Genomic DNA, 19834 nt, shown 5'->3' with positions numbered 1-19834 from the left:
CCAGCCTAAAATCTAGTCAGTACAGCAATCAGAACTTGCAACGCGACTACCAGCAGAAATATCGTTAAAAATGCTTGCAGTACGCCATTTTTAATTTGCTTAACCAAGCCCGTTCGGAATTGAATGACTTCCGCTCTCAAAGCTGCCATTTCCTCGCGCATCGCCGCAAGTTCTGCAACAGCAGGATTCTGCTGCTGTGGCGAAGGTGCTGGAGCTTTGCCGTTCTTGGCGGTATCTGGACTGACCGGATTGCTTTTCATGAAGGAAGGGGCTAGGGTTGCGCCCATCCTAATCTGGTTAACCCGCTCTTTCATTCCGTAATTGTGCGGAAGATTTTCGGAAATTTACCGCGAAAATTTCGCAGTGGAACGGCGATTTCTTGGCTTCGCACTGGGAACACTAAAACGGTAAAGACCCCCAAAGAAAGAGAGCGACGTGAGAAAAACAATACCCCTATTAGCGCTGTTCGCTGGATGCTTCCTGTCGGCGTGTCAAAACTCCAACACATCTGAGGGGAGCGTGCGGAGCCTGCTAACAGCGCTCGGCAAAGGTGACGTTCAAAACGCAAAACAATATCAATGCTGGAAAGGAGAAGAAACCGTCGCCTTGCCCCAGGGGATTAGCAAATGGGAAGTTGCGGGAGAAGAACAAAAGACGGACGAGCGCGACCCCAGTTCTCAGTACAAATCGGTTTTAGTTCGCATCGAATCAAAATCGGTTGGTGGCTTTCCCGTCACGAAATTTTGGGCGTTTGATGTCTGGAAGTCCGACGAGTTTTTTGAACACCATAAACGGGCTGTAGATGATATTAATCAAACTTTAGCCAAGGGCGCGAAAGCCATTGAGGACGTAAATCAGCTTCTAGGCAAAGACTCCACCCCACAACCAAAAGTCGTTCTTCCTGCCGAGCGGAAAACCATCAGCTCTAACCCCTATTGTGTTTTGAGTGTTAGAGAACAGGGCGCTCAAGAGCAATAAACTCTCTTCGATACAAAAGAGCGATCGCGCTTCCCTACTACGAAAATTTCGCGGTGAGTTGAGCGAACTTACAAAAGGCGGAAATCCGCATCCCAATCCTCATCAACTGGATCATCTGCCCAAGGATAAAGCGCCCGAACCTCCTCTCTGTTGTAGGCAAAAGCTTCTTCTAGCTGCTCAGGGGTCCATTGAGTATAATGAACAATTTTCTCGGCAAACCAATCAAGAGATACACCGTCAAAGGCGTCACTTACAATACGCTCTAAACCAGCTTCAGATAAAGCAATTAATAAAATAATTGCTTTAGTGTTCTTTTTCTTAAGTGCTTCATAAGCAATCACCTTATTAAAATCTCTAATGCTGATAGTTTTAGCAATAGATGCTCCTGGTGCATTGCCAAGCCTGGGAACACGTACCTCAATTTGTGAACCCGTGAAACCTGCTTTACGCAAGCTTTCCAGACGCTTAGAGTCTCTTTTTGTGAAGGTGCCAAACCACTGATCTGAGTATCCAAAAACTCTACTTACTCCTGTTACTCCAAACCGTTTCTCAAACCTGTGATTTTGCAACTTGTAAGCATCAATGGAAACTTTTCCAAACGAAATTTCTGCCTGAACAGCTCGAATTATATCGCCCATAAAAAAACTTCCTTTCAAAGGTTTAGGCAAGTATAGACTTATAGCCCTCTAAAGTTTCTACCGCGTACGGAGACACCATTTCCTCAGTCGAATTTCTACTTTGCCACTATTAACGAACCTCATCACTGCCTTTGTTAATATCTTTTTCAAAAGAACGTTTATGACGCTCTAGGTAATCTCGAATTGCAACAGGTCGCAAGACAACTGAGGCACTAGAACGTAGTTTTTTGAGTTCAATCAACCGACCAATAACAATCGATTTGAGTTCAGATTCTAGCTTTTTACCCAGTGTTTTGGCATATTCATGAGCCTGCTGAATTGGGTAGGGCAAGATTTTTACTAACATCTTGCTGCTCATGAAATTGTGGTCTCGATCGTAAGCCAAGCCAGCAGAATCTATTGCATCGACCAAACGAAAAACCAGTTCAATTACAGCTGATGAAGCTTTATCTGACGATTTGCCTCGCAATGAAGTGAGAAATTCGTAGCGTGGAACCATAGGAGGCGGATCGCCTGCCGTATGACCAATGTAGAAATAGACAAAATCAGCGTTCTCGCACATGAATATGAAGTCGTCGTCTGCAAGGTCGATGGTGGCATGGTAGGGCAATGTTCCACCATGTTCGTCATGTTCAGCCAGTGCTTGTTCTCGTTTTTCCTCAAAGAACTCCAACCACGATTTCTTTAACTCATAGTTGTAATATTCGGTCAGAGACGCAAACTGACGCACTAAAGCACAAGTGACATAGTATCTCCCTGCCTTGGGGTCGTTCGGTAACTCAGCAAGCAAGGCAGTCATTGCAGCATTGTCGCTAATCGCCGCTGCTCGTGAAAGATCCCACTCAGGTTCAATGGCTGTGCCAAATCTTGCAGCCGATCCTTTGGAGATATACCAGTTGACCAGACGGCTTAATACTCGCATCTGCGTTGACTTGACCGCTCCTGCAAAGATTGGCGGCTTCGTTCGCGCTGACATGATTCGCTCCAAAATAGTTCGTTCGCGTCGAATGCCTTCACGAACCATTTCCCCGTAGGCATCAGGGCGTTTATAATGACCAAATTCGCGCTCTTGGGGGGTAATTGTGCCGTCGCGAATGTGAACTTGTGGCTTTGGGATTTGTGCTCTGGGTGGGAGAATATCGTAAGCTTTACCAGTGAAAACTTCTTCGTCCACGCGAAACTGCACCACATCCGTAGCACAGCGAGCCATGTGTTCATACTCTGACTCAGCAAGGTCAGGATACATGAACTGTGCAAGCACCATCCCTTTATACGCCGGGTCATCTAGTGTTTGCCGGGTTACTGGTGCTCCATAGAGCATCTCTTTTTTACCCGTCTGCTTCTTCTGCATCTGGGATAGAGAGATGTAAGCAGTGCTGTTATTGATGGTAATCGCATCACCAAGGTCTTCAAAAAAGCCCTTAGCTGTCTGTAATGCCAGTGTGCTAGCGTGCATACTACCATCACTGCCTGAGACAACAATTTGTTTTCGTGCTGACGAACCTCGCTCCGAAGCTACATCTACAAGATAGATAAACTTCTCTCCAAAGACTCGTTCTTGTAGGGCTTTTCTAAGTTCATCTGAGTCCCATACCAACTGCTCCTCGTTGCTTTGGAAAAGTTTGTGTAGCCCTGGAAGATGAATCGCACTATGAGGTAAGCTCAACCCTCGATAAGCTACTTGCTCAAGGTCGCTATAGTCAGCATCAAATCGGTGACGCGAGTAAGGGTCAACAATTTCGCGATCGCGAACAATCTCTAAATCTTTCTCGACCAGTTGAATCATGTAGACTAACATCCGGTAAAACAATTCGACCGGATCTTCATCTAAAAGGGCTTGAGCCGTGCGGTGAAGAATTGTTCGTCGGTTTTCCTCATAGTAGTCACGGGCATCTACTGCCGCTGCGATCGCCTTTGTCGTTGGCAGGTAGGCTAGATACTCATAAACATCGTCTAGAGTGAGTGGATTGTCTGGGTTGAGGGTAGGCGTGAGAGAGTAGATACGTCCCCGTTTTGGGTCCTCTGACTGCACCTCAATCTTGCCCGCAGCCACCATCCGATCCAGAACCTTATAGTAGGCAACGCGAGTTACCGTATCTTCCAAAACATCTGATACATCATCAAAAATTTCACGGGCAGAAGCACTCTTCTGATCTGCCAAATACTTAACGATTTGGCGCTCTCGCTCTGCAACCCCTGGCTTACTCATGGGTTTCCTCCGGCTGCGAAATTTGACGCTTACCAACCCAACCAGCCGCCTCAAAATCTGACCAAATGTCAGGAGTTGCGCCACCATGTGTCGTCGATCGCTTGCGAACCTGAACCACAGTAGCGTGGCGAATGGTTTCGTAAGCACCCGTCAAAATGCAAGTTCCTTGAGGCATTTTGGGAAGTTGTTTAACCAAATCATCTGAAGCATCAGAAAGCACACCTCGTAAGGCTTCAAGCTGATCTGGTTCGATCGCGTGAAGAAATCGCGTAAGCAAGCGTTTCAAAATTGAACGGTCAACGTCTTGAGGGGATTGAGTCGTCAGAATTAAACCGATGCGGACGTGCCGACCAATACGGGCAAGCTCTCGTATAACCTGAAGTGCAACACTGTCTTGGTTCGCAGGGGTGACAAGGTGAAACTCATCGATTGAGAACGCGACAAACGGAAACTCTTTGGCTTGCCCCAAGCGCTGGAGATCGCGAGCTACAGCAGCCGTGATAATTCGCAGGTCAGACACCAATAGTCCCTTACAGTTGATATTGATAAAGGCTCCTGGCGTAAGAACGGATTTCCAGTCATAGGGAGTTCCCAAATATGTAATTCGTCCCAGGCTCTCCGTTCGACTCTTGGCAGGATTGATGGTCACGGTTTTCATCTCTAATTCCGGACCAACCGCTTTAATTTTGTCTAGTAAATCGTTCAAGAGAAAATGATCGCCTGACTTCCTAGAAGCCTTCAGCAGTTCTTCATGAGCATGACGCACGAGATCAACCATGTTGCCGTTCAAGCTCGGAATTGCGTTAATTACATCGTCTGCGGTCAAAGCACTGAGGGGCACTTGAAAGTCAATACCTGGTTCAAGATTAATTCCACCTAGCTCTTCCGCTGCCTCAACCATTTCGCCATTAACATCGATGTTGACCTGCGGAACTCCCAGCATACGGAGTTCTTCGGCTAGGACTCCACGTGTGTAGCTTTTACCCGTGCCAATCCCTCCAACAATGAGCATATGACGTTGGATTACGTCGCGTTTCAGGAAAACTGAAATGTCGCTACCTCGCAAAGCTCCGACATAAATCCCTCGATCTAGGTTGTCCTCTAGCCCCAACGCTTTCACAATCTGATCGCCAGTCGCCATGTGGACTAAAGCGCCGGCACGGGGCAAAGTTTGCACATCTCGAATCTCTAGTACGTTACCACTCTCATCTAGAATGGCTTCTTTTAGCGGCTCGATCGCTGCAACACGATAAATAACGGTCGATGAGCCTTCCTCGGCATATTCTGTGCGAATTGGTATCACTTCTCGCAGGTTAGAGCTAAAGGCGTCTTCGTGGGGGTTGACCTCCCAAGCATTGGTCACACGTTCCAAAATACGACTATGGCGACCATCATCAGTGATAGCCTCTACCGCAACCATCGTTCCTGGTTTTGGCGAGGGAACATAAGGGGCAATCCGAAAATGTTGCTCCAGATAGTTTGGAGATTGTTTCTGCTCGAAGGCAATCAGTGTGCCAACATAGGCTGATCCGGTTGCAAGACTTTCGTCAGTAATAGAGGCACGATCGCCATTGTCCCCATCGTTCGAGTCTTCTTCCGGCTCTTGATACTCTGAAACGGATGAAACCTCGGAGCTGGTCGCCTCACGCCTCTTGTTTCCGTTGCGCGAACGACTCTTAGGTAACAGACGTTGAGATACAGAACTGTCTTGCGGATCTTTAGGCATCTTGTCCTTTAGGCTTAGTACAAATGAACTGTAACCAAATATAGCTTACAGGTTACAAAATTGACAAGCCAAGGCTCTAGAGTAATTTTTCTATACATTTGCAGTCAAATTACTCTAGAGATTTCTAATTATGGTTACAGTGTTAGAGAACGGTAGAAAGATCCTGCCAGATGCGATCGGCAATCACCTGAGCTAGTAGTGGTGGGACAGCATTGCCTACCAAACGCATTTGATCTCCCAGGGTTCCATAGAACACAAACTCATCGCTAAACCCTTGTAAGCGTGCTGCCTCACGAATTGTTAGGGTGCGAGGCTCGATCGGGTGAATGAAGCGCCCACTTCCAGCATTCTGAAAACAAGTAGTGATAGTTCGTGCAAGCCCATGACGATGCAAGCGCCCGTAGGCCTGAGAGTAGTGACTTTTAGGGTGATACTTGCTGTCAATATTCTCTAGCCCACCACCTTCAGGAATGCGCTCAATGAGTTCTAGCAATTTGCCTTTGTGAACGCGGGGGACATGGTTAGGAGCTGAGGAAGCACTACGATTTACTAGATCGCCGATCGCATCCCACACGTTGACTAAAGGTTTTACCTCTCCTAATCCTCGGTAATTAGCCTTTATCTCTTTAATTGCACGGACAACCGAAGAATCGGCACCAAAAATGCCATCTTTATCGGCTGATTTGCACCGCGAGTTTTCTAAACGCTGCTGGCGATAATTGAAAACAACCTGCCTTGTAAAAGCGTGAGTAGGAGCAGGGAAAGCAGGTTTGACGCCTAGCTCTCGACGAAACGCCAAGACAAAAGCCCGGTGTCGAGTTTGGGCTATACCATACTGAGCTGCATTCAAAACAGTGAACTGAACCTCAAAATCTTTATTCAGTGCTTTGATTAGAGCTTTGAACTGGGGATGAAAGATGACCTGCGGCACGTTCTCCATTAGTAGGAAGTCCGGCTTTAGGGCTGTAACAAACCGCACATAGTCTCCAATATATTGATTGCGCTCGTCATCAGGTCGCCTTAATCCAGCCAAACTAAATCCTTGACAAGGTGGCCCACCCAACAAGCCTGAAACTTTTCGACCATTAGCTTTCTTAAGTAGTCGGCTAGGTCTTCCAAGGTTCTTAATATCATCACAAATGTACTCAGTCTCAGGGTTTGGGTAGTTTAATTCAAACGTCTGTTTTGCAACTGTATCAATATCAGTAAGGGCAATAAGGTCGTAATGCCCCGTTTGCAGGAATCCTTGAGCAAGACCGCCAGCACCCGCAAATAGTTCTACTAGGCTTAATTTAGAACCTGACGTAGACTCGCTTTTGCTAGCTGACGATCGAACTATATTCGCAGGACGTGAAATTAGTTTTGCTGTCATTTCTCATCCTCTATAAAGCGGGGCTTCAGCAGTATCGATTGTTTGTGCTTGGGCGACGGTTTTCATCAGCCTTCCTTAACTTCCCAGTTGCTCAATCGATTCTCTGATCGCTTTGATCTGCTCCTTCAGTACCCTCCGCTCTTCGGAAAGCTGGCGTTGCAGCTTCTCAATCCTCTGCTGATGCGTGGTACAAGAAAGATTCAGCGCTCCTTGCAATAAATCTAGTTGTTTGATCAGCTGCTTCTTCTGGCAAGCGAGAAGTATTTCTGAAGTGGGAACGGGCGGGGGTGCTAACTGGGTTTCTGTTATGTTGGACATTGACTTATCTCCATAAGTTGAAACTTCCCTCGGCACCGGCTTCTAAACTGTGCTGAGGGTTAAAAATTTTTAGACATCTACGAAAATTTCGCGGTAGCTCTCTACAGGACGGAGAGGGCACTGAGGATTAATCATCGAAAGTCACGCCCAAATCAGCTTCTAGGACAGCTTCGATTTTTCGTAAAGTTTCCAGGGGCAAGACCTTAGTTTCTTCGTTCTCAATTTTGTACCAGTTAGCTGGTGTCATGCCAACCTGGGCGCAAATCTGGATCAAAGAGCGGTCATCCGCCTCTCTAAGCCGCTTGATTTGCGCCCCCAGTCCTGAGAATTCCCGCTCGACAACCTTTCTAACCTTCATCAGGAGAGTCATTTCATAAACCTCAACTCTTAATTATCGGTTGACATCCTGAACCCAATATAAACCCTCAACTGAGAGTTGACAACTATCAACTGAGAGTTTACGGTTAAAGGTATAGAGAAAGCGCTACCGACTGCGAATCTGAAGCGCCTCTCTCCACCAGACCCCCAGGAAGAAGGACTGATATGAATCCACTTTACACCCGCGCCCAGCTCGAAGCTATCGGCAACCGGAATTCCATCTGGACGATTTGCAAAGAACGGGGACTAAAATGCCTCGCGCGCACTGCCGACTGCATTGACCTGATTCTGGAAAGCCAACCCGCCCAAGCCCCGGTGACTGTAGAAGAAACGATGACTTCTACCACCTGCGCTTCCTGCCCTTTTTTCGAGTCCTACAACGAACCCTCCGGTCGCGGCTACTGCCCGTGCAACGACCGGGTTGTGTACGCCCACCACGAAAAGTCCCAAGAGTGCGATCGCTCTCGCGAAATTGAAGCCGAGTTCATCCAGCCCAAATCCTGGGCACAGGCGCAGGCTGAAGTCGAAACTTACCTGGAAGCGCAAGCCCAAGAAGTCGCCCCAGAACCAGAACTTACCGGAGCGCTTTCTGGAGATAACGTAGCAATTCGCCTGCAACCGGAAATCATCTACGACCCCCGCACTGAATCTAAACCGGAAGCGATCGCTTTTCTCACCGCCTTCCTCGCTCACACAGCCGGTCGCGACGTGCCGGAAGTAGCGCGTGCCGAGTGGGATCAATGCAACATTCTCACGGGCGGCTACTACTGCAACGAATGGGAAGAAATCATCAACGTCAAGGTTGTTATCAACTGGAAGGCGGGCACCTACCAGCGCAACGATACTTTCTGTGATGGCGCTCTTGCCGCCGTCTGGGGGAACCTCCGAGGGATAGAACTGAGCCACATCAACTTCGACTTCTCCCGCCTCCCCATTGATAGTGCCAAGCAAGAACGTCGCGCCGCCGTCCTCCAGTACCGATTTACCGAAGCGATCGCCATCATCGCAACCGTTCAGCCGGGAGTGGTCGAGCGCGTCACTTTGGATTCGGTTGTGGTGCGCTTGGAGGATGGTTCTCTTAAAGAAGTTGCTCCAGATGAAATCAAACACGTAGAAGCGCCTTGGAAGGGGGTGAAGTGGAACGATTTAAGTCCGGGAATCAGGCGCATTTTGAAAGGCTACAATCCCAGCCAAAACGTGTTGGATAAACACAAAAAAGAATTAGTTCGCGTTATTAAGAAATAGCAGGAGTATCGCCCCTTCAAAAAGCGACAATGGAGGGGCGAGATTCACCAAGGTCCACCTCAATTCCTGAAAAGCAAAATGTTTACAAAAGATAGAGAAGCTCTCATCCAAGAGATGAATGAAGCGATTGCCGAGGTTCAACAGGGAAAGCTGACTACATCGGAAGTTGTGGAAGCTTTTACCCAAATGATTGAAGAAGCCAAGCAAGGAAAGCCAGTTTTCGCACAGGCAGAAGACGGCAAAAATTTAGCAGAGCTTGGGGTGTCAGATTTATCGGTAGTAATTTCATTGGCAAAGGTTTTCTTGACTTTAGCAAGCTCGAAACTTTCACCCATGAAGTACATGGAAGTACAAACCCTAGAAAGGGTAATTAACGCTCAAGAAATCACAGCGTCCGAGCAAGTTACTTCCGCTATTTTTGTCGAGCATCTTGCCTCTGGGGTTTCAGTTCCAGATGCGATCGTGAAACTTTATCGCACTCAGATAGCTAGGAAATATCCTGCTACACACCCAATGGTTGTAGAGGCTTTTCTAGTCCTGATCCGAGTAACACTTGCAAACCTTGAAACCGAAACCAAGTCAGGAGGGGGATTAAAAGCCAAAACCTTAACCAAGGAGGCTACAGCAGCTTTTGTGAGGATCGCTGGGAACATGGAGCAAACGTTAGAAATACTGCTAGGCGATCGCAAACTGCCTGATTTGTAACTACTGACTTCTACAACTTAGGAGAAAAAGCAATGGAAGCCGAACACGTCGAACACTATCTTAAAGAGATTGCATCCGCGCTAACGCGGCTAGCAGATGCGGCAGACCGTATTTCAGCGCCCAATCCGGGCGAACCAAAATTTACGAAAACTCTCGCAGAATACCCTGGATTTGATTGGCAATCGATTAGCGCGAAAGTAGTTGAATCAGAATCATGGGAAGGGCATAAATTAGCGAAAGCTGTGGAGTGGAAAGGCGTAATCTGGAAGCGCCGCTTTCGCTCTAAATACGGCAACGATGTTTGGTTTTCTCGCGCCATTGGACGTGAGAATGAAGAAAATATCTACGCCCATTTGATTCTTTTTAAAGAGTATAAAGAGCAGAATCAATCGCCTGTCGAGTCTTTGGATTCCAAAGTTCTCCAAGCGCTCAAAAACGTTATCAAGCTTCCCGTTGGGAGAAACGCTCCTGTACCTGCACCCGATAACTCAAACCAGAACCCGCGCCCTGCCCAGCCGGTTGAAACCCAACAAATAACCCCGGAAGCGATTGACCAAAATGCAAGGATTCGCGCTGTCCGGACGCTCACCGGACATTCAGCCGACCAGGTAAAGACCTGGCTGGCGAAGTACGAGGCGAAGGCTCCTGTTGATTTGAATTCCTTCCAGTGCGATGCGCTCGTGAAGTGGCTCTGTATTAGTTGGGCGTTTAGCCGACTTGGGAATCAGCACCTCGCTTCTGAGTCGTATACGAAGTTTGTTCCAGGAGCGATCGCCTCTGGGCAGAAAGAGGAGGAAGCGATGCGAGATTGGATGCGACAAGTGGAAAGCGGAGTTAAGGGGCAGGTGAAACCGTGAAGTACGCATCCTCCATCAGATACGGCGGTGAATTGGTTGCTGCGTCAGATTGCACGTACCAGGATTACAAACAACTGGGGCTGCTTTGTCCGGAGTGCAAAGAACCCGTTTTCTTAAGGGCTGGAAGCACGTTTTTCCGACAAGGAAAAGAGGTTTTAGTAAATCCGCACTTCGCCCACTTTTCTTTTTCAGACCCGGCTCTCGTTCAAGCGTGTGAAAATCGGGTTGCTAAATACGACGCTCATGAAGTGCAACGCAGGGCGGCGATCGCCAAAGGTCAGCGCTTAAAAATTCTCCAGCGATGGTTCTGGGACATTTTCAAGAAAAATGGATTGTCTCAATCTTTGACGGAAATTGCACTTACCGACCCTATCAAGTTCAACCAAGTCATTGACTTGATTAAAAAAGAAAACACCGATTTAATTGAAAACTTGGTAGAAACTTTTAGGCTTGCGACGCCGCAAAATGTCAGTCAAGTAATCGAGACTAACCTCACCACAGATCCGGGTTTACTCAAAAGCCCTAGGGTTATCAAAATGCAGGAAAAGCTTCGAGGAATAGATTTGAAAATGCACAGAGCAATTTGTTGGGAGGTCGTGCAATTCCTCAAGACAAAAAGCTCTCTGCATCTGCTCGAAAGCTGCCTTGCCTGCACGATTTTTCTGTCGGGCTTATCTCCTACCGCTCAACGTGAAATAGCCCAAGGGCGTCGAGGGGTGGCGCTCGGCGGCTTGATGGCTTGCTTGACAATGATTTTTTGGGCTGAAGAGTTCGCAAAAATAGCCTAGGCAGCAAGATTTGAGTGTCATTTCCATCACAACATTAATCAAATGTCAAAAACTGATATTGAATGGGCAGACCTAGTTTGGAATATCATCACGGGTTGCGACAAGGTGAGTCCTGGTTGTGCGTTTTGCTATGCCGAAGGGATTGCAAAACGCTTCTGGGGCGATCGCAAATTCAGCGACGTGCAATTCCACGAAGACCGATTGCTTCATCCTTTGAAGTGGAAGAAGCCGCAACGAATTTTTGTTAATTCAATGAGCGACTTGTTCCATGAAAAGGTCACAGATGAGCAACTGGATCGGGTATTTGCAGTTACAGCATTGACTCCTTGGCTTACCTATCAAATCCTTACGAAGCGACCACAGAGAGCGCTGGATTATTTGTCAGCTCGTAACGTCAGCTTCAGGATTGCCAGAGCTGCTTGCGATATCCGACCAGAGACAAGTCCTTCTGAATTACAGAAACGCATCAAGCCACACCTACCAAATGTGTGGCTAGGCGTCACCTGCGAGAATCAGAAAACTGCCAACGAGCGAATCCCGCTTCTCCGTCATTGTCCGGCAGCGATTCGCTTTTTAAGTTGTGAGCCGCTGCTGGAAGAGATTGAACTGTTTAATGTTGACGGAGAAGTTTCTCTTGCCATGCAAGCGCTCGACGAACGCGAAACCATGTTTCCAGCAGATGTCATCGACTGGGTAATTGTCGGCGGCGAATCTGGACACAACGCTCGTCCCTGTCATCTTGACTGGATTCGCTCAATTGTCAGCCAATGCCAGCACTGCGAGACTCCAGTTTTTGTCAAACAGCTTGGCAGTCTTCCCCTGCAATCGCAGAAGACAGAAACTGGCTTTACCACATCTGACCTACGCCTTAAAAGCAAGAAGGGCGGGGATCTTGAAGAATTCCCTAATGACTTAAAGATTAGAGAATTCCCAGAAAGCTAACGCGAAATTTTGCAGGCGTAATACAACTCGACATTGTACAGTCAGCTTGGTTTGTCTCCACCTGAATTAGTCTCCATTCAATGAATTTGCTACCGGGAGTCAGCCAATCCTGGGATTTATCCACTCCCGATAACTTGTTTATAGTTTAGGGCGTGGGCAGTGGTGATTTGAGTCCCGCTTAGTATGACTTAGTTCAACGGGTGGTTTGCATATAGCTCAACAGCCAATTCGCCGCTGTTGCCCGACGAGTCTGCCTGGGACCAAATTCACCCAATTTGTAGCCTTTAAAGCCGAGTTGTTCTTTTAGTAGCTGCTTGTTCTCTGCCGGAATCGAGCGAGTCAGCTTCACCGTTGGTGGACGGTTCTCAATAAAATCAGGCGGTTGTGAATATTCATCTCGCCATTCTGGGGGAACTTCGCTCGCGTCCCATTGATTCGCCCCTGTGTCGTAGCGATAACCCAAGCATTGCCACACCAGTTGGTTCACTGTGGCATCATCAATTTCATCGTTCAGGATAGCCCAAATCGTTTCGGTATTCAGCGGCGGTAAGTTAGACATGAGAATGAACAATTAACAACAAAAGCTGTATCAATAAAATACAACTTTTTTCCTTGGCTAAATATCTCTGGAGAATTCCATTCGCACTTTTTACAAAAATGGTGTGCTCTCACGGCTGTTAACTTGCCAAAAGTTGATTTCTTCTGTTAAGCGTTGATTCTTCCTGGGTGTGCCACACGGGAATCTCAATACAAAATTCTGTTCCTTGTCCAGGTACCGATACGCAATTAAGCGAACCTTTGTGCTTCTCTACTACAATCTGATAGCTAATGGATAACCCTAGCCCAGTACCTTTACCGACAGGCTTGGTGGTAAAAAATGGCTCAAATAATCGGGCTTTAACATCTTCATTCATGCCCTGCCCGTTATCAGCAATCCGCACAATAATCGTATTGGAAGAGGTCAGTTCTGTGCGAATCAAAATTTGACTGGGTTTGTTGAGTAATTCATCCGAACTGCGAACCCCTGAAATAGAACCTTTATTTGGGGTTTCGCTACTGTAACGCTCTAGCTCATCAATCGCATTACCGAGCAAATTCATAAATACCTGGCTCATTTGCCCTGGGTAACATTCCACCAAAGGTAAATCAGCATACTCTTTAATCACTTCAATTTCTGCATGGTTGCCATGTGCTTTTAGTCGGTTTTGCAAAATCAGCAGGGTATTATCAATCCCTTCGTGAAGGTTCACTTGCTGCATAACCTGTTCATCATTGCGAGAAAAATTCCGCAACGATAGCACAATCTGATGAATACGCTTTGCCCCTATTTCCATTGAAGACATCACTTTAGGCAAGTCTTCTCTGAGAAAATCTATGTCGAGTTCTGCGATTTTTTCTTGCATCAAGCAGCTAGGATTGGGGCACTCTTGCTCGTAAAGCGTCACTAAATCAAGCAAATTTTGCACATAGTCAACTGCATAATTTAGGTTCCCATAGATAAAGCTAACAGGGTTGTTGATTTCGTGAGCCACCCCTGCTACCAAACATCCCAAATTGGACATTTTTTCTTTTTCAACGAGTTGGGATTGGACTTGTTGCAGGTCGTGCAAAGCTTGCTCTAAATGCTTTGATTGAGCAACAGCTTGGGCAGCGGTGGCACAACTTTGCTCGTAGAGTTCCGCTTGATGAATATTAAGGGCGAGTTGTTCAATATCACTTTCTTGTTGATATTGGCTCACCACTGCATCTAGAGCCTCAAGTAGGTTGGTAGAAGACTCTGTAAGAATGTAACGTAGATGCGGATTGTCTGAGGTTAGTTCTTCAGGGGTTGCTTGGGCGATCGCTCTCGCTTGCGCGATATATTGGCGTATGTGCTGGTCTAAATTTAGCGGTGGCTCAAAGTACATTGACCGAACAACGGATGATGGTTGACCCGGTAGTTTCATCTCCAGATTGCCCTCGATCAAACCACTATGCGACCGTTCCATCAAATCCAGATCAGCTTGCAAAGTAGAGCGCAATTTCTCTTGCTCGGCAATATCTTTTGTACAGACTAGTCTTAAGGCGAACAGTGCCGTGCGTTGAGATAACATCCGCTGACGACCACTGATATTAACCACCGCTGCGTTAATTTCCCGCACTGTATTAATTTCGTTTAAATGTAAATAATTAGCCAAGACAAGTACCGGCAATAATTCAAATAATCTTAAAGATTGCGGAATTATACCATTAGCCGTCTTTTTTGTCATGGTACTTGTTAGTTTTTTTGAAGTGAAAAGCAAAAAAACCGCGAATCTACTGTATAGTCACGTAAATCTATGACTAAGTTCCAGTTTACTTGTAATTTAAAGATGCAGTTTTGACTTCCTCCAAATTGTTGCTTGGCTATTCCTGAAAAACTATGAACCAAAGCGGTGCCAACTTTAGTGCATTTTTATACGGATCTAAAAAATTAGCGTCACTTAAAGGCCTTCGTGAATCTCAACCAGCTTTATCTCAGCTTCATCTAATCGTGAGAAGTTTCACAAATTCAATACAATTTGCCGAATTCTATCTGCCTTTTAGTTGGTAGAGGCGTAAGATTTCAAGAAGGTCTCGGATATAACTATTGGTCTGCACCAGGTTGCCGCCGATAAAATTTACCGAGTCGTTAATTTCGTAGGCGATACCGACAACTAGACAGCCGAGGCTGGGCATTTTTTCGGTTTAAATTCAGTTGCGTTTGGGTTCGTTGTAACTGTTTTACTGACTACAAACAAGGCTTGGCGAGCAAAACGGGACTGGCAGTTCAAGAAGACTTGTGTATACACAGTAGCCCAAAGAATAAAGAACCCCAAGAGATAGCTTTCTTGGGGTTCCGGGAAATTATGGAAATTTAGTGGACATGATATGACTCAGCAGCGGGGGAAGCGGGAAGTTTTTAGCGATTACTGATTACCGATTCCCTTTCCCCTACTCGGATGTGCGACTCATTCCTCAGCCTTAGCACCTAGGCGGAGGAAGACTTTACTGCGGCGAACCCCGTCATCGCTGCCGTAGCTGCTAAAGGCAAGCGAATTTAGCTCGTTAAATAACGGTTTCGCCACCAGTTCCACTACTCTGACAATTGGCAGCTGACGCTCTAAGAACGCCTGACTAGATGCCCAATCTAGATACAAATAGCCGTTATTCGGCTGCGGTAAAGAGGTGATATTTGCCTGGAAGCGATCGCTCTTGACGAGAGAATTATCAGGAGCCTTAATCGCTTGATTCATTGCTTCGATCGAAGTGGTGAAAATCTCGTATTTGCCAATACTGGCGTGAACTCCTTTCACCTGTGCCTCTAGCTTGACTGAATCTTGGTCTTCACCCTGATTCTTATCGGCAGTGGTTGTGAGTTGTGTCCAGGCAGAGATCGGTTGATTCTCCAGGGTAAATGAGCTAACGCTCAACCCTTGCTGTTTGGCAACAGCGTCTAGACGATCGATTGCCGCCTCTGCTTTTGTCGTTGCTGATTTCTCGGCGACAAAAATCCAATCTGAATCTTTGCGGTCGGCACGAGGTAGCATTCCTAAAGCGTACTCGCCTTGCACCCAACTAAAGATATCTTGCTTTAAATCAATGCCCCAACGAGCTTGGAGATTCGCGATGGGTTGATCGATCAGTTGGACAAGGCTATCATCGCTATCTAATCCAGAAGTGAGTTGAGTCCACAGTTGCTCTAAGTTACTACCAGAAGCTGCGATCGCTATTTTCTCTGGTAGATACTGCAACGCTCCGACTGGTTGAGATAGGCTGGGAGTTGTCGGGGGGATTTCCTGTCCGGTAGCCGCTAATAAAGCGGTTTCTGCCAGCAATCCTTGAGTTTTTGGAGAGATGGCGATGGCTAAACTCTCATAGGTTGGGTCAATTTCCATCTGTGAATTGTTCCCCAGCAACTTCGCCAGCGCGGGTAGATTCACATAAGTCAGACCAATTTTCGGCTGAGAGATGCTTTCGATTGCCCGCTGATAAGAAGTTGAATCGCTGAGGCTGAGATTGGGCGCTTGCACATTATTAATGGCTTCTTTCAGCACCCTAGGATTATTGGCAAACAACACAAAGCGATCGCCAACAACTGCGGTAGCAACCGAGTTTTGAGCTGAGGCGCGGTTTATCGCGTCTTTTGGCAATGCCGATCTATCGCGGTTGTAAAAGCCTTTATTGACTGCGTCTTGAGTTTTGACGACCGACTCTTGATTCTTATAAATCAGCTTGACACCTTTATAAGTCTCAAAGACTAAATCTGTCTCAACATTTGCTTGCTTCTGCCAGAACAAATCCACAAACTCGCGGCTGCGTTGCGGATTTTTGGTGGTGACAGCCAGTAGCAGCCCGCGCTGCTCTCCATTGTCACGGGTGCGATCGATATCTAAGCTGGTGAGAGCCAGCGTGATTTCATCCCCCAGCCAGGGTTGGATATCTCGGCGATAGTCCAGATCCGTGTTCGCGAGTAAGCTTTGTTTAAATTGGTTGAGTTCTGCACGCGAGCGCTTGCGGTTCGCGGGACGCGCTACAGCCTGCCGCAACCCTTCCAACCGATCTGGATTCACAAGCAATGACACCATTACGGGTGCCTTTTTCGGCACAAATATGGTGGCAGATGGGTTCGTCACCTCCCCACCCCCTAGAAGGGCGAGAGGACTGTTTGCCCTCAGCCAGTAAAAGCCACCGGCACCAATTAACAGCAGCACTAAAACGCCAGCTGCCAGAACGTAGAAAAACGAGCGTCGCTTCATGGTGAAATGTAGACCTTGGGTGAGCGCGATTCAGCTAAGAACACTAATCCCGATGCCAGAACCTATTATTTCAGCTCATCGGACTGCCAACTATTAAAATCTTAGTTAATCTCCAGCGTTGCACAACCTCATGTCTGCTCAATCTTTTCGCCAAGATATTCCCCAGATTAGCGTAGAAGAACTTGCCAGCCGTCTTGCCGATTCCCCTGAGAGTCTGCAATTGGTGGATGTGCGAGAACCACAGGAAGTTGCGATCGCCAGCATTGAGGGTTTTGAAAACCTCCCCTTGTCGGAATTTGCCGACTGGGCTGACCAAATCCAGACCCAGTTCGATCCGCACGCCGAGACGCTGGTTCTCTGTCATCATGGCATCCGTTCGGCGCAGATGTGCCAGTGGCTACAAATGCAAGGCTTCACCAATGTCAAAAATATTGCTGGTGGCATCGATGCCTACTCAATCCGAGTCGATCCGACAATTTCCCAATACTAATGATCCCAGTACAAAACTATCTTGAAGCTGGAACCTCTTCCCCAACCCCGCTCCTGCAACAAGAGGGCAGAAATTCTCTTTCTTCCCTACTAAGGAAAAAGGCTGGGGTTAGATTTTTTAATTAAATACGGTTCACGATATTGTTTTAATTTTTACTAGCGAAATAAGTATTTAGAGGTTTTGGCTGACAAACTTCGATGCAGTCGAGTAGACTACAGACAATCCTGATAGAGACTGTGGACTCTAGAGTTACGGGTAGCGATAATGTCCTAACTCTGCGATCGATCGTCATGGTATGTCTAAGGTTGAAGTTCGGCGGCTGTTATGCTTCTACTGGCTGGGTGTGGCGAACCGGCAGGCAGAAGGCAGCATCTGCTATTCTGTTTTAACCTATCCTATATTTAATCGGCTGCTTGCTTGACAAGAGCGCCGGACTTACTGAGAAATTCATCATCAGAAGTCCAGGAATTTCCAATTGTTTTTAAAACCCTATCCAATTCGGCTTTCGTTTAAATGGCTAGGCAAGTAAGTCTGACTGACCGTCAACAACGTATTCTCTGGGCAACTGTCCGTCACTATATTGCGACGGCTGAGCCAGTCGGCTCAAAAGCTTTGGTAGACGAGTATAATCTGTGCGTCAGTCCAGCGACGATTCGCAATGCAATGGGCGTCTTAGAGAAAGCGGGGTTGCTCTATCAACCCCATACCTCGGCTGGACGGGTTCCCTCTGACTCTGGCTATCGAATTTATGTCGATCAATTAATTAAGCCTTCTGAAGCCTTGGGGCGTCAGGTAGAGCAGTTATTCACAAACCGTTTGAACTTGGAACATCAGAGTTTCGAGACTGTGTTGCGGGGTGCAGCGCAAATTCTGGCAACGCTCAGCGGTTATATTACCCTGATCACGATGCCGCAGACTCGAACTAATCGTTTGCGGCATTTGCAACTGGTGCAGCTCGATCCGGGAAGGGTGATGCTGATTGTGGTGACGGATTCTTATGAGACGACTAGCGTCTTAATGGAGTTACCGCTCTCAGAATCGGAGGATGAGCAACCGGACGCAGAAATTGTAGATCGGGAGTTGCAAATTTTATCGAATTTTCTGAATAGCCACTTGCGGGGGCGATCGCTCAGTGAACTGGCAACTTTAGACTGGAGCGAACTAGACCGAGAATTTCAACGATATGTTGATTCTTTGCGAAATCTCCTCTCCGACTTGATCCGTCGCACTTCCCAACCTGCCACAACTCAAATTATGGTTCGTGGCGTCGCTGAAGTATTGCGTCAGCCAGAATTTTCCGAATTACAGCAAGTGCAGACGCTTATACACCTATTGGAAGAGGAACAAGACCAGTTGTGGCCTTTAATCTTTGAATGGCCTAGACCAGATGTCACGGCTATTTCAGATGTCACCTCTGGTTCGCGAGTGACAGTGCGGATTGGTTCGGAAAATCCTTTAGAACCGATGCGTACCTGTACGCTGATTTCTGCAACTTATCAGCAGGGTTCAGTACCCGTGGGAAGTGTAGGTGTTTTGGGGCCAACGCGGATGGTGTACGAAAATGCGATCGCACTCGTTGAAGCCGCCGCCGATTATCTCTCGGATGCTCTTACGCAACCTGCTTAATTTAGAAAATCGCTAATCGCGATTAGCGATTGGGTAGCCCACCACGAACTACGAACGATAAACATGGCTAATTGCGATTAGCTCTAATTTTTGCTTTTCATTCTTCACTGATATGGCTAGAAAAATTGGCTTTTGGTTGCTTTGGGCAGCATTTATTACCTATGCCTTTCTGTTAGCACCTCCTGAACAACCAGGCACATTTGAACTCATCAAAAATCTCTCCACAGGTCAATGGACAGGGATTAACCCCCTAGTCGTCACGCTATTCAATCTTCTGGGCATCGTACCGATGATTTACGCCTGTCTGATGCTCATTGATGGCAAACAGCAAAAGGTAGCAGCTTGGCCTTTTTCGGCGTTCTCTTTTGGAGTCGGAGCATTTGCTTTGTTGCCTTATTTAGCACTGCGAGAACCCAACCAGGAATTTCACGGAGAAAAGAATTTATTTCTGAAAATACTCGATTCCCGGTGGCTTGGTTTTTTGCTAACATTCGGCGCTGGGAGTTTGGTTGTATATGGCTTATTGGGCGGGAATTGGGCAGATTATATTCAGCAGTTCCAGACAAATCGCTTCGTTCATGTCATGAGTTTGGATTTCTGCCTGCTGTGGTTAATATTTCCCGCACTTCTGGGAGATGATATGGCGCGTCGGGGAATCAAGAATTCTACACTTTTTTGGATAGTAGTGCTGATTCCTTTGTTTGGCGCTTTAGCTTATCTTTGCCTGCGTCCTCCCTTACCAGAAACTAATGCCGAAGCTTTCTCCACGGAACGGCAACCCGCACAATCTAGAAATTAAAATTTG

At 47.0% G+C, this 19834-nt stretch carries 20 protein-coding genes and 1 pseudogene; 10 read left to right on the top strand and 11 right to left on the bottom strand.

The window, feature by feature from the left end; translation table 11 throughout:
• Positions 1 to 5 precede the first annotated feature (5 nt).
• Positions 6 to 287: a hypothetical protein gene (locus NC997_RS06750; protein WP_190525364.1), complete on the bottom strand. Its 282-nt coding sequence runs from the start codon at positions 285 to 287 to the stop codon at positions 6 to 8.
• A gap of 148 nt (positions 288 to 435) precedes the next feature.
• Between NC997_RS06750 and NC997_RS06745 the strand changes: the two genes are divergently transcribed.
• Positions 436 to 978, top strand: a complete 543-nt coding sequence (locus NC997_RS06745) for a hypothetical protein (RefSeq protein WP_190525363.1) — start codon at positions 436 to 438, stop codon at positions 976 to 978.
• 68 nt (positions 979 to 1046) lie between these two features.
• On the opposite strand, the gene NC997_RS06740 is transcribed toward NC997_RS06745, so the two are convergent.
• The 6 genes from NC997_RS06740 to NC997_RS06715 form a co-directional block, all read right to left on the bottom strand.
• A complete protein-coding gene (locus tag NC997_RS06740; RefSeq protein ID WP_190525362.1) occupies positions 1047 to 1616 on the bottom strand; it encodes a hypothetical protein in 570 nt (189 codons plus the stop codon).
• 109 nt (positions 1617 to 1725) lie between these two features.
• The gene (locus tag NC997_RS06735) at positions 1726 to 3825 is read right to left on the bottom strand and encodes a hypothetical protein (RefSeq protein WP_190525361.1); all 2100 of its coding nucleotides are present in this window, start codon (positions 3823 to 3825) and stop codon (positions 1726 to 1728) included.
• Entirely contained in the window at positions 3818 to 5551 is a 1734-nt protein-coding gene (locus tag NC997_RS06730) for an ATP-binding protein (protein ID WP_190525360.1), read from the bottom strand. The genes NC997_RS06735 and NC997_RS06730 overlap by 8 nt, the downstream gene beginning before the upstream one ends.
• A 142-nt stretch (positions 5552 to 5693) precedes the next feature.
• Positions 5694 to 6923: a DNA cytosine methyltransferase gene (locus tag NC997_RS06725; RefSeq protein ID WP_190525359.1), complete on the bottom strand. Its 1230-nt coding sequence runs from the start codon at positions 6921 to 6923 to the stop codon at positions 5694 to 5696.
• 75 nt (positions 6924 to 6998) lie between these two features.
• Positions 6999 to 7241: a hypothetical protein gene (locus NC997_RS06720; RefSeq protein ID WP_190525358.1), complete on the bottom strand. Its 243-nt coding sequence runs from the start codon at positions 7239 to 7241 to the stop codon at positions 6999 to 7001.
• 127 nt (positions 7242 to 7368) lie between these two features.
• The gene (locus tag NC997_RS06715; RefSeq protein ID WP_199306065.1) at positions 7369 to 7611 is read right to left on the bottom strand and encodes a helix-turn-helix transcriptional regulator; all 243 of its coding nucleotides are present in this window, start codon (positions 7609 to 7611) and stop codon (positions 7369 to 7371) included.
• Between the two features lie 173 nt (positions 7612 to 7784).
• Here NC997_RS06715 and NC997_RS06710 point away from each other — a divergent pair, with 173 nt between their 5' ends.
• The 5 genes from NC997_RS06710 (at position 7785) to NC997_RS06690 (ending at position 12156) form a co-directional block, all read left to right on the top strand.
• Positions 7785 to 8864, top strand: coding sequence for a hypothetical protein (locus NC997_RS06710; RefSeq protein ID WP_190525357.1), 1080 nt, complete (start codon positions 7785 to 7787; stop codon positions 8862 to 8864).
• Positions 8865 to 8942: 78 nt separating this feature from the next.
• Positions 8943 to 9569 carry a hypothetical protein gene (locus NC997_RS06705; protein ID WP_190525356.1) on the top strand — a complete coding sequence of 209 codons (627 nt, stop codon included), beginning with the start codon at positions 8943 to 8945 and terminating at the stop codon, positions 9567 to 9569.
• A gap of 32 nt (positions 9570 to 9601) precedes the next feature.
• On the top strand, positions 9602 to 10426 hold the full coding sequence (locus NC997_RS06700) for a single-stranded DNA-binding protein (RefSeq protein ID WP_190525355.1): 825 nt from the start codon (positions 9602 to 9604) through the stop codon (positions 10424 to 10426).
• Positions 10423 to 11214 carry a hypothetical protein gene (locus NC997_RS06695; protein ID WP_190525354.1) on the top strand — a complete coding sequence of 264 codons (792 nt, stop codon included), beginning with the start codon at positions 10423 to 10425 and terminating at the stop codon, positions 11212 to 11214. Before NC997_RS06700 ends, NC997_RS06695 begins: the two co-directional genes overlap by 4 nt.
• Positions 11215 to 11256: 42 nt before the next feature.
• Entirely contained in the window at positions 11257 to 12156 is a 900-nt protein-coding gene (locus NC997_RS06690) for a phage Gp37/Gp68 family protein (protein WP_190525353.1), read from the top strand.
• Between the two features lie 193 nt (positions 12157 to 12349).
• Here NC997_RS06690 and NC997_RS06685 read toward each other — a convergent pair whose 3' ends face one another.
• The 4 genes and pseudogenes from NC997_RS06685 to NC997_RS06670 all read right to left on the bottom strand — a co-directional run bounded on the left by NC997_RS06685 (position 12350) and on the right by NC997_RS06670 (position 16913).
• Positions 12350 to 12715 (bottom strand): DUF1823 family protein, encoded by a 366-nt coding sequence (locus NC997_RS06685; RefSeq protein ID WP_190433632.1) that lies wholly within the window; start codon positions 12713 to 12715, stop codon positions 12350 to 12352.
• A gap of 118 nt (positions 12716 to 12833) precedes the next feature.
• Positions 12834 to 14405, bottom strand: coding sequence for an ATP-binding protein (locus tag NC997_RS06680; RefSeq protein WP_190525352.1), 1572 nt, complete (start codon positions 14403 to 14405; stop codon positions 12834 to 12836).
• 216 nt (positions 14406 to 14621) lie between these two features.
• Positions 14622 to 14902 (bottom strand): annotated as a pseudogene (locus NC997_RS06675) (hypothetical protein); the annotation flags it as partial.
• 223 nt (positions 14903 to 15125) lie between these two features.
• Entirely contained in the window at positions 15126 to 16913 is a 1788-nt protein-coding gene (locus NC997_RS06670) for a DUF3352 domain-containing protein (RefSeq protein ID WP_190525350.1), read from the bottom strand.
• 130 nt (positions 16914 to 17043) lie between these two features.
• On the opposite strand from NC997_RS06670, the gene NC997_RS06665 reads away from it, so the two are divergent.
• The 4 genes from NC997_RS06665 to NC997_RS06650 all read left to right on the top strand — a co-directional run bounded on the left by NC997_RS06665 (position 17044) and on the right by NC997_RS06650 (position 19828).
• Entirely contained in the window at positions 17044 to 17403 is a 360-nt protein-coding gene (locus NC997_RS06665; RefSeq protein WP_190525349.1) for a rhodanese-like domain-containing protein, read from the top strand.
• 197 nt (positions 17404 to 17600) lie between these two features.
• The gene (locus tag NC997_RS06660) at positions 17601 to 17792 is read left to right on the top strand and encodes a hypothetical protein (protein WP_190410380.1); all 192 of its coding nucleotides are present in this window, start codon (positions 17601 to 17603) and stop codon (positions 17790 to 17792) included.
• Positions 17793 to 17916: 124 nt separating this feature from the next.
• Positions 17917 to 19029 (top strand): heat-inducible transcriptional repressor HrcA, encoded by a 1113-nt coding sequence (gene hrcA, locus NC997_RS06655; protein WP_190410381.1) that lies wholly within the window; start codon positions 17917 to 17919, stop codon positions 19027 to 19029.
• Positions 19030 to 19141: 112 nt separating this feature from the next.
• Positions 19142 to 19828, top strand: coding sequence for a DUF2834 domain-containing protein (locus NC997_RS06650; RefSeq protein ID WP_190525348.1), 687 nt, complete (start codon positions 19142 to 19144; stop codon positions 19826 to 19828).
• Positions 19829 to 19834: the final 6 nt, after the last annotated feature.

The organism is Trichocoleus sp. DQ-A2 (assembly GCF_039961915.1).
GTDB lineage: Bacteria > Cyanobacteriota > Cyanobacteriia > Cyanobacteriales > FACHB-T130 > FACHB-T130.
Note: the sequence above shows the minus strand (reverse complement) of the source record. Positions and strands in the feature narration are given on the sequence as shown.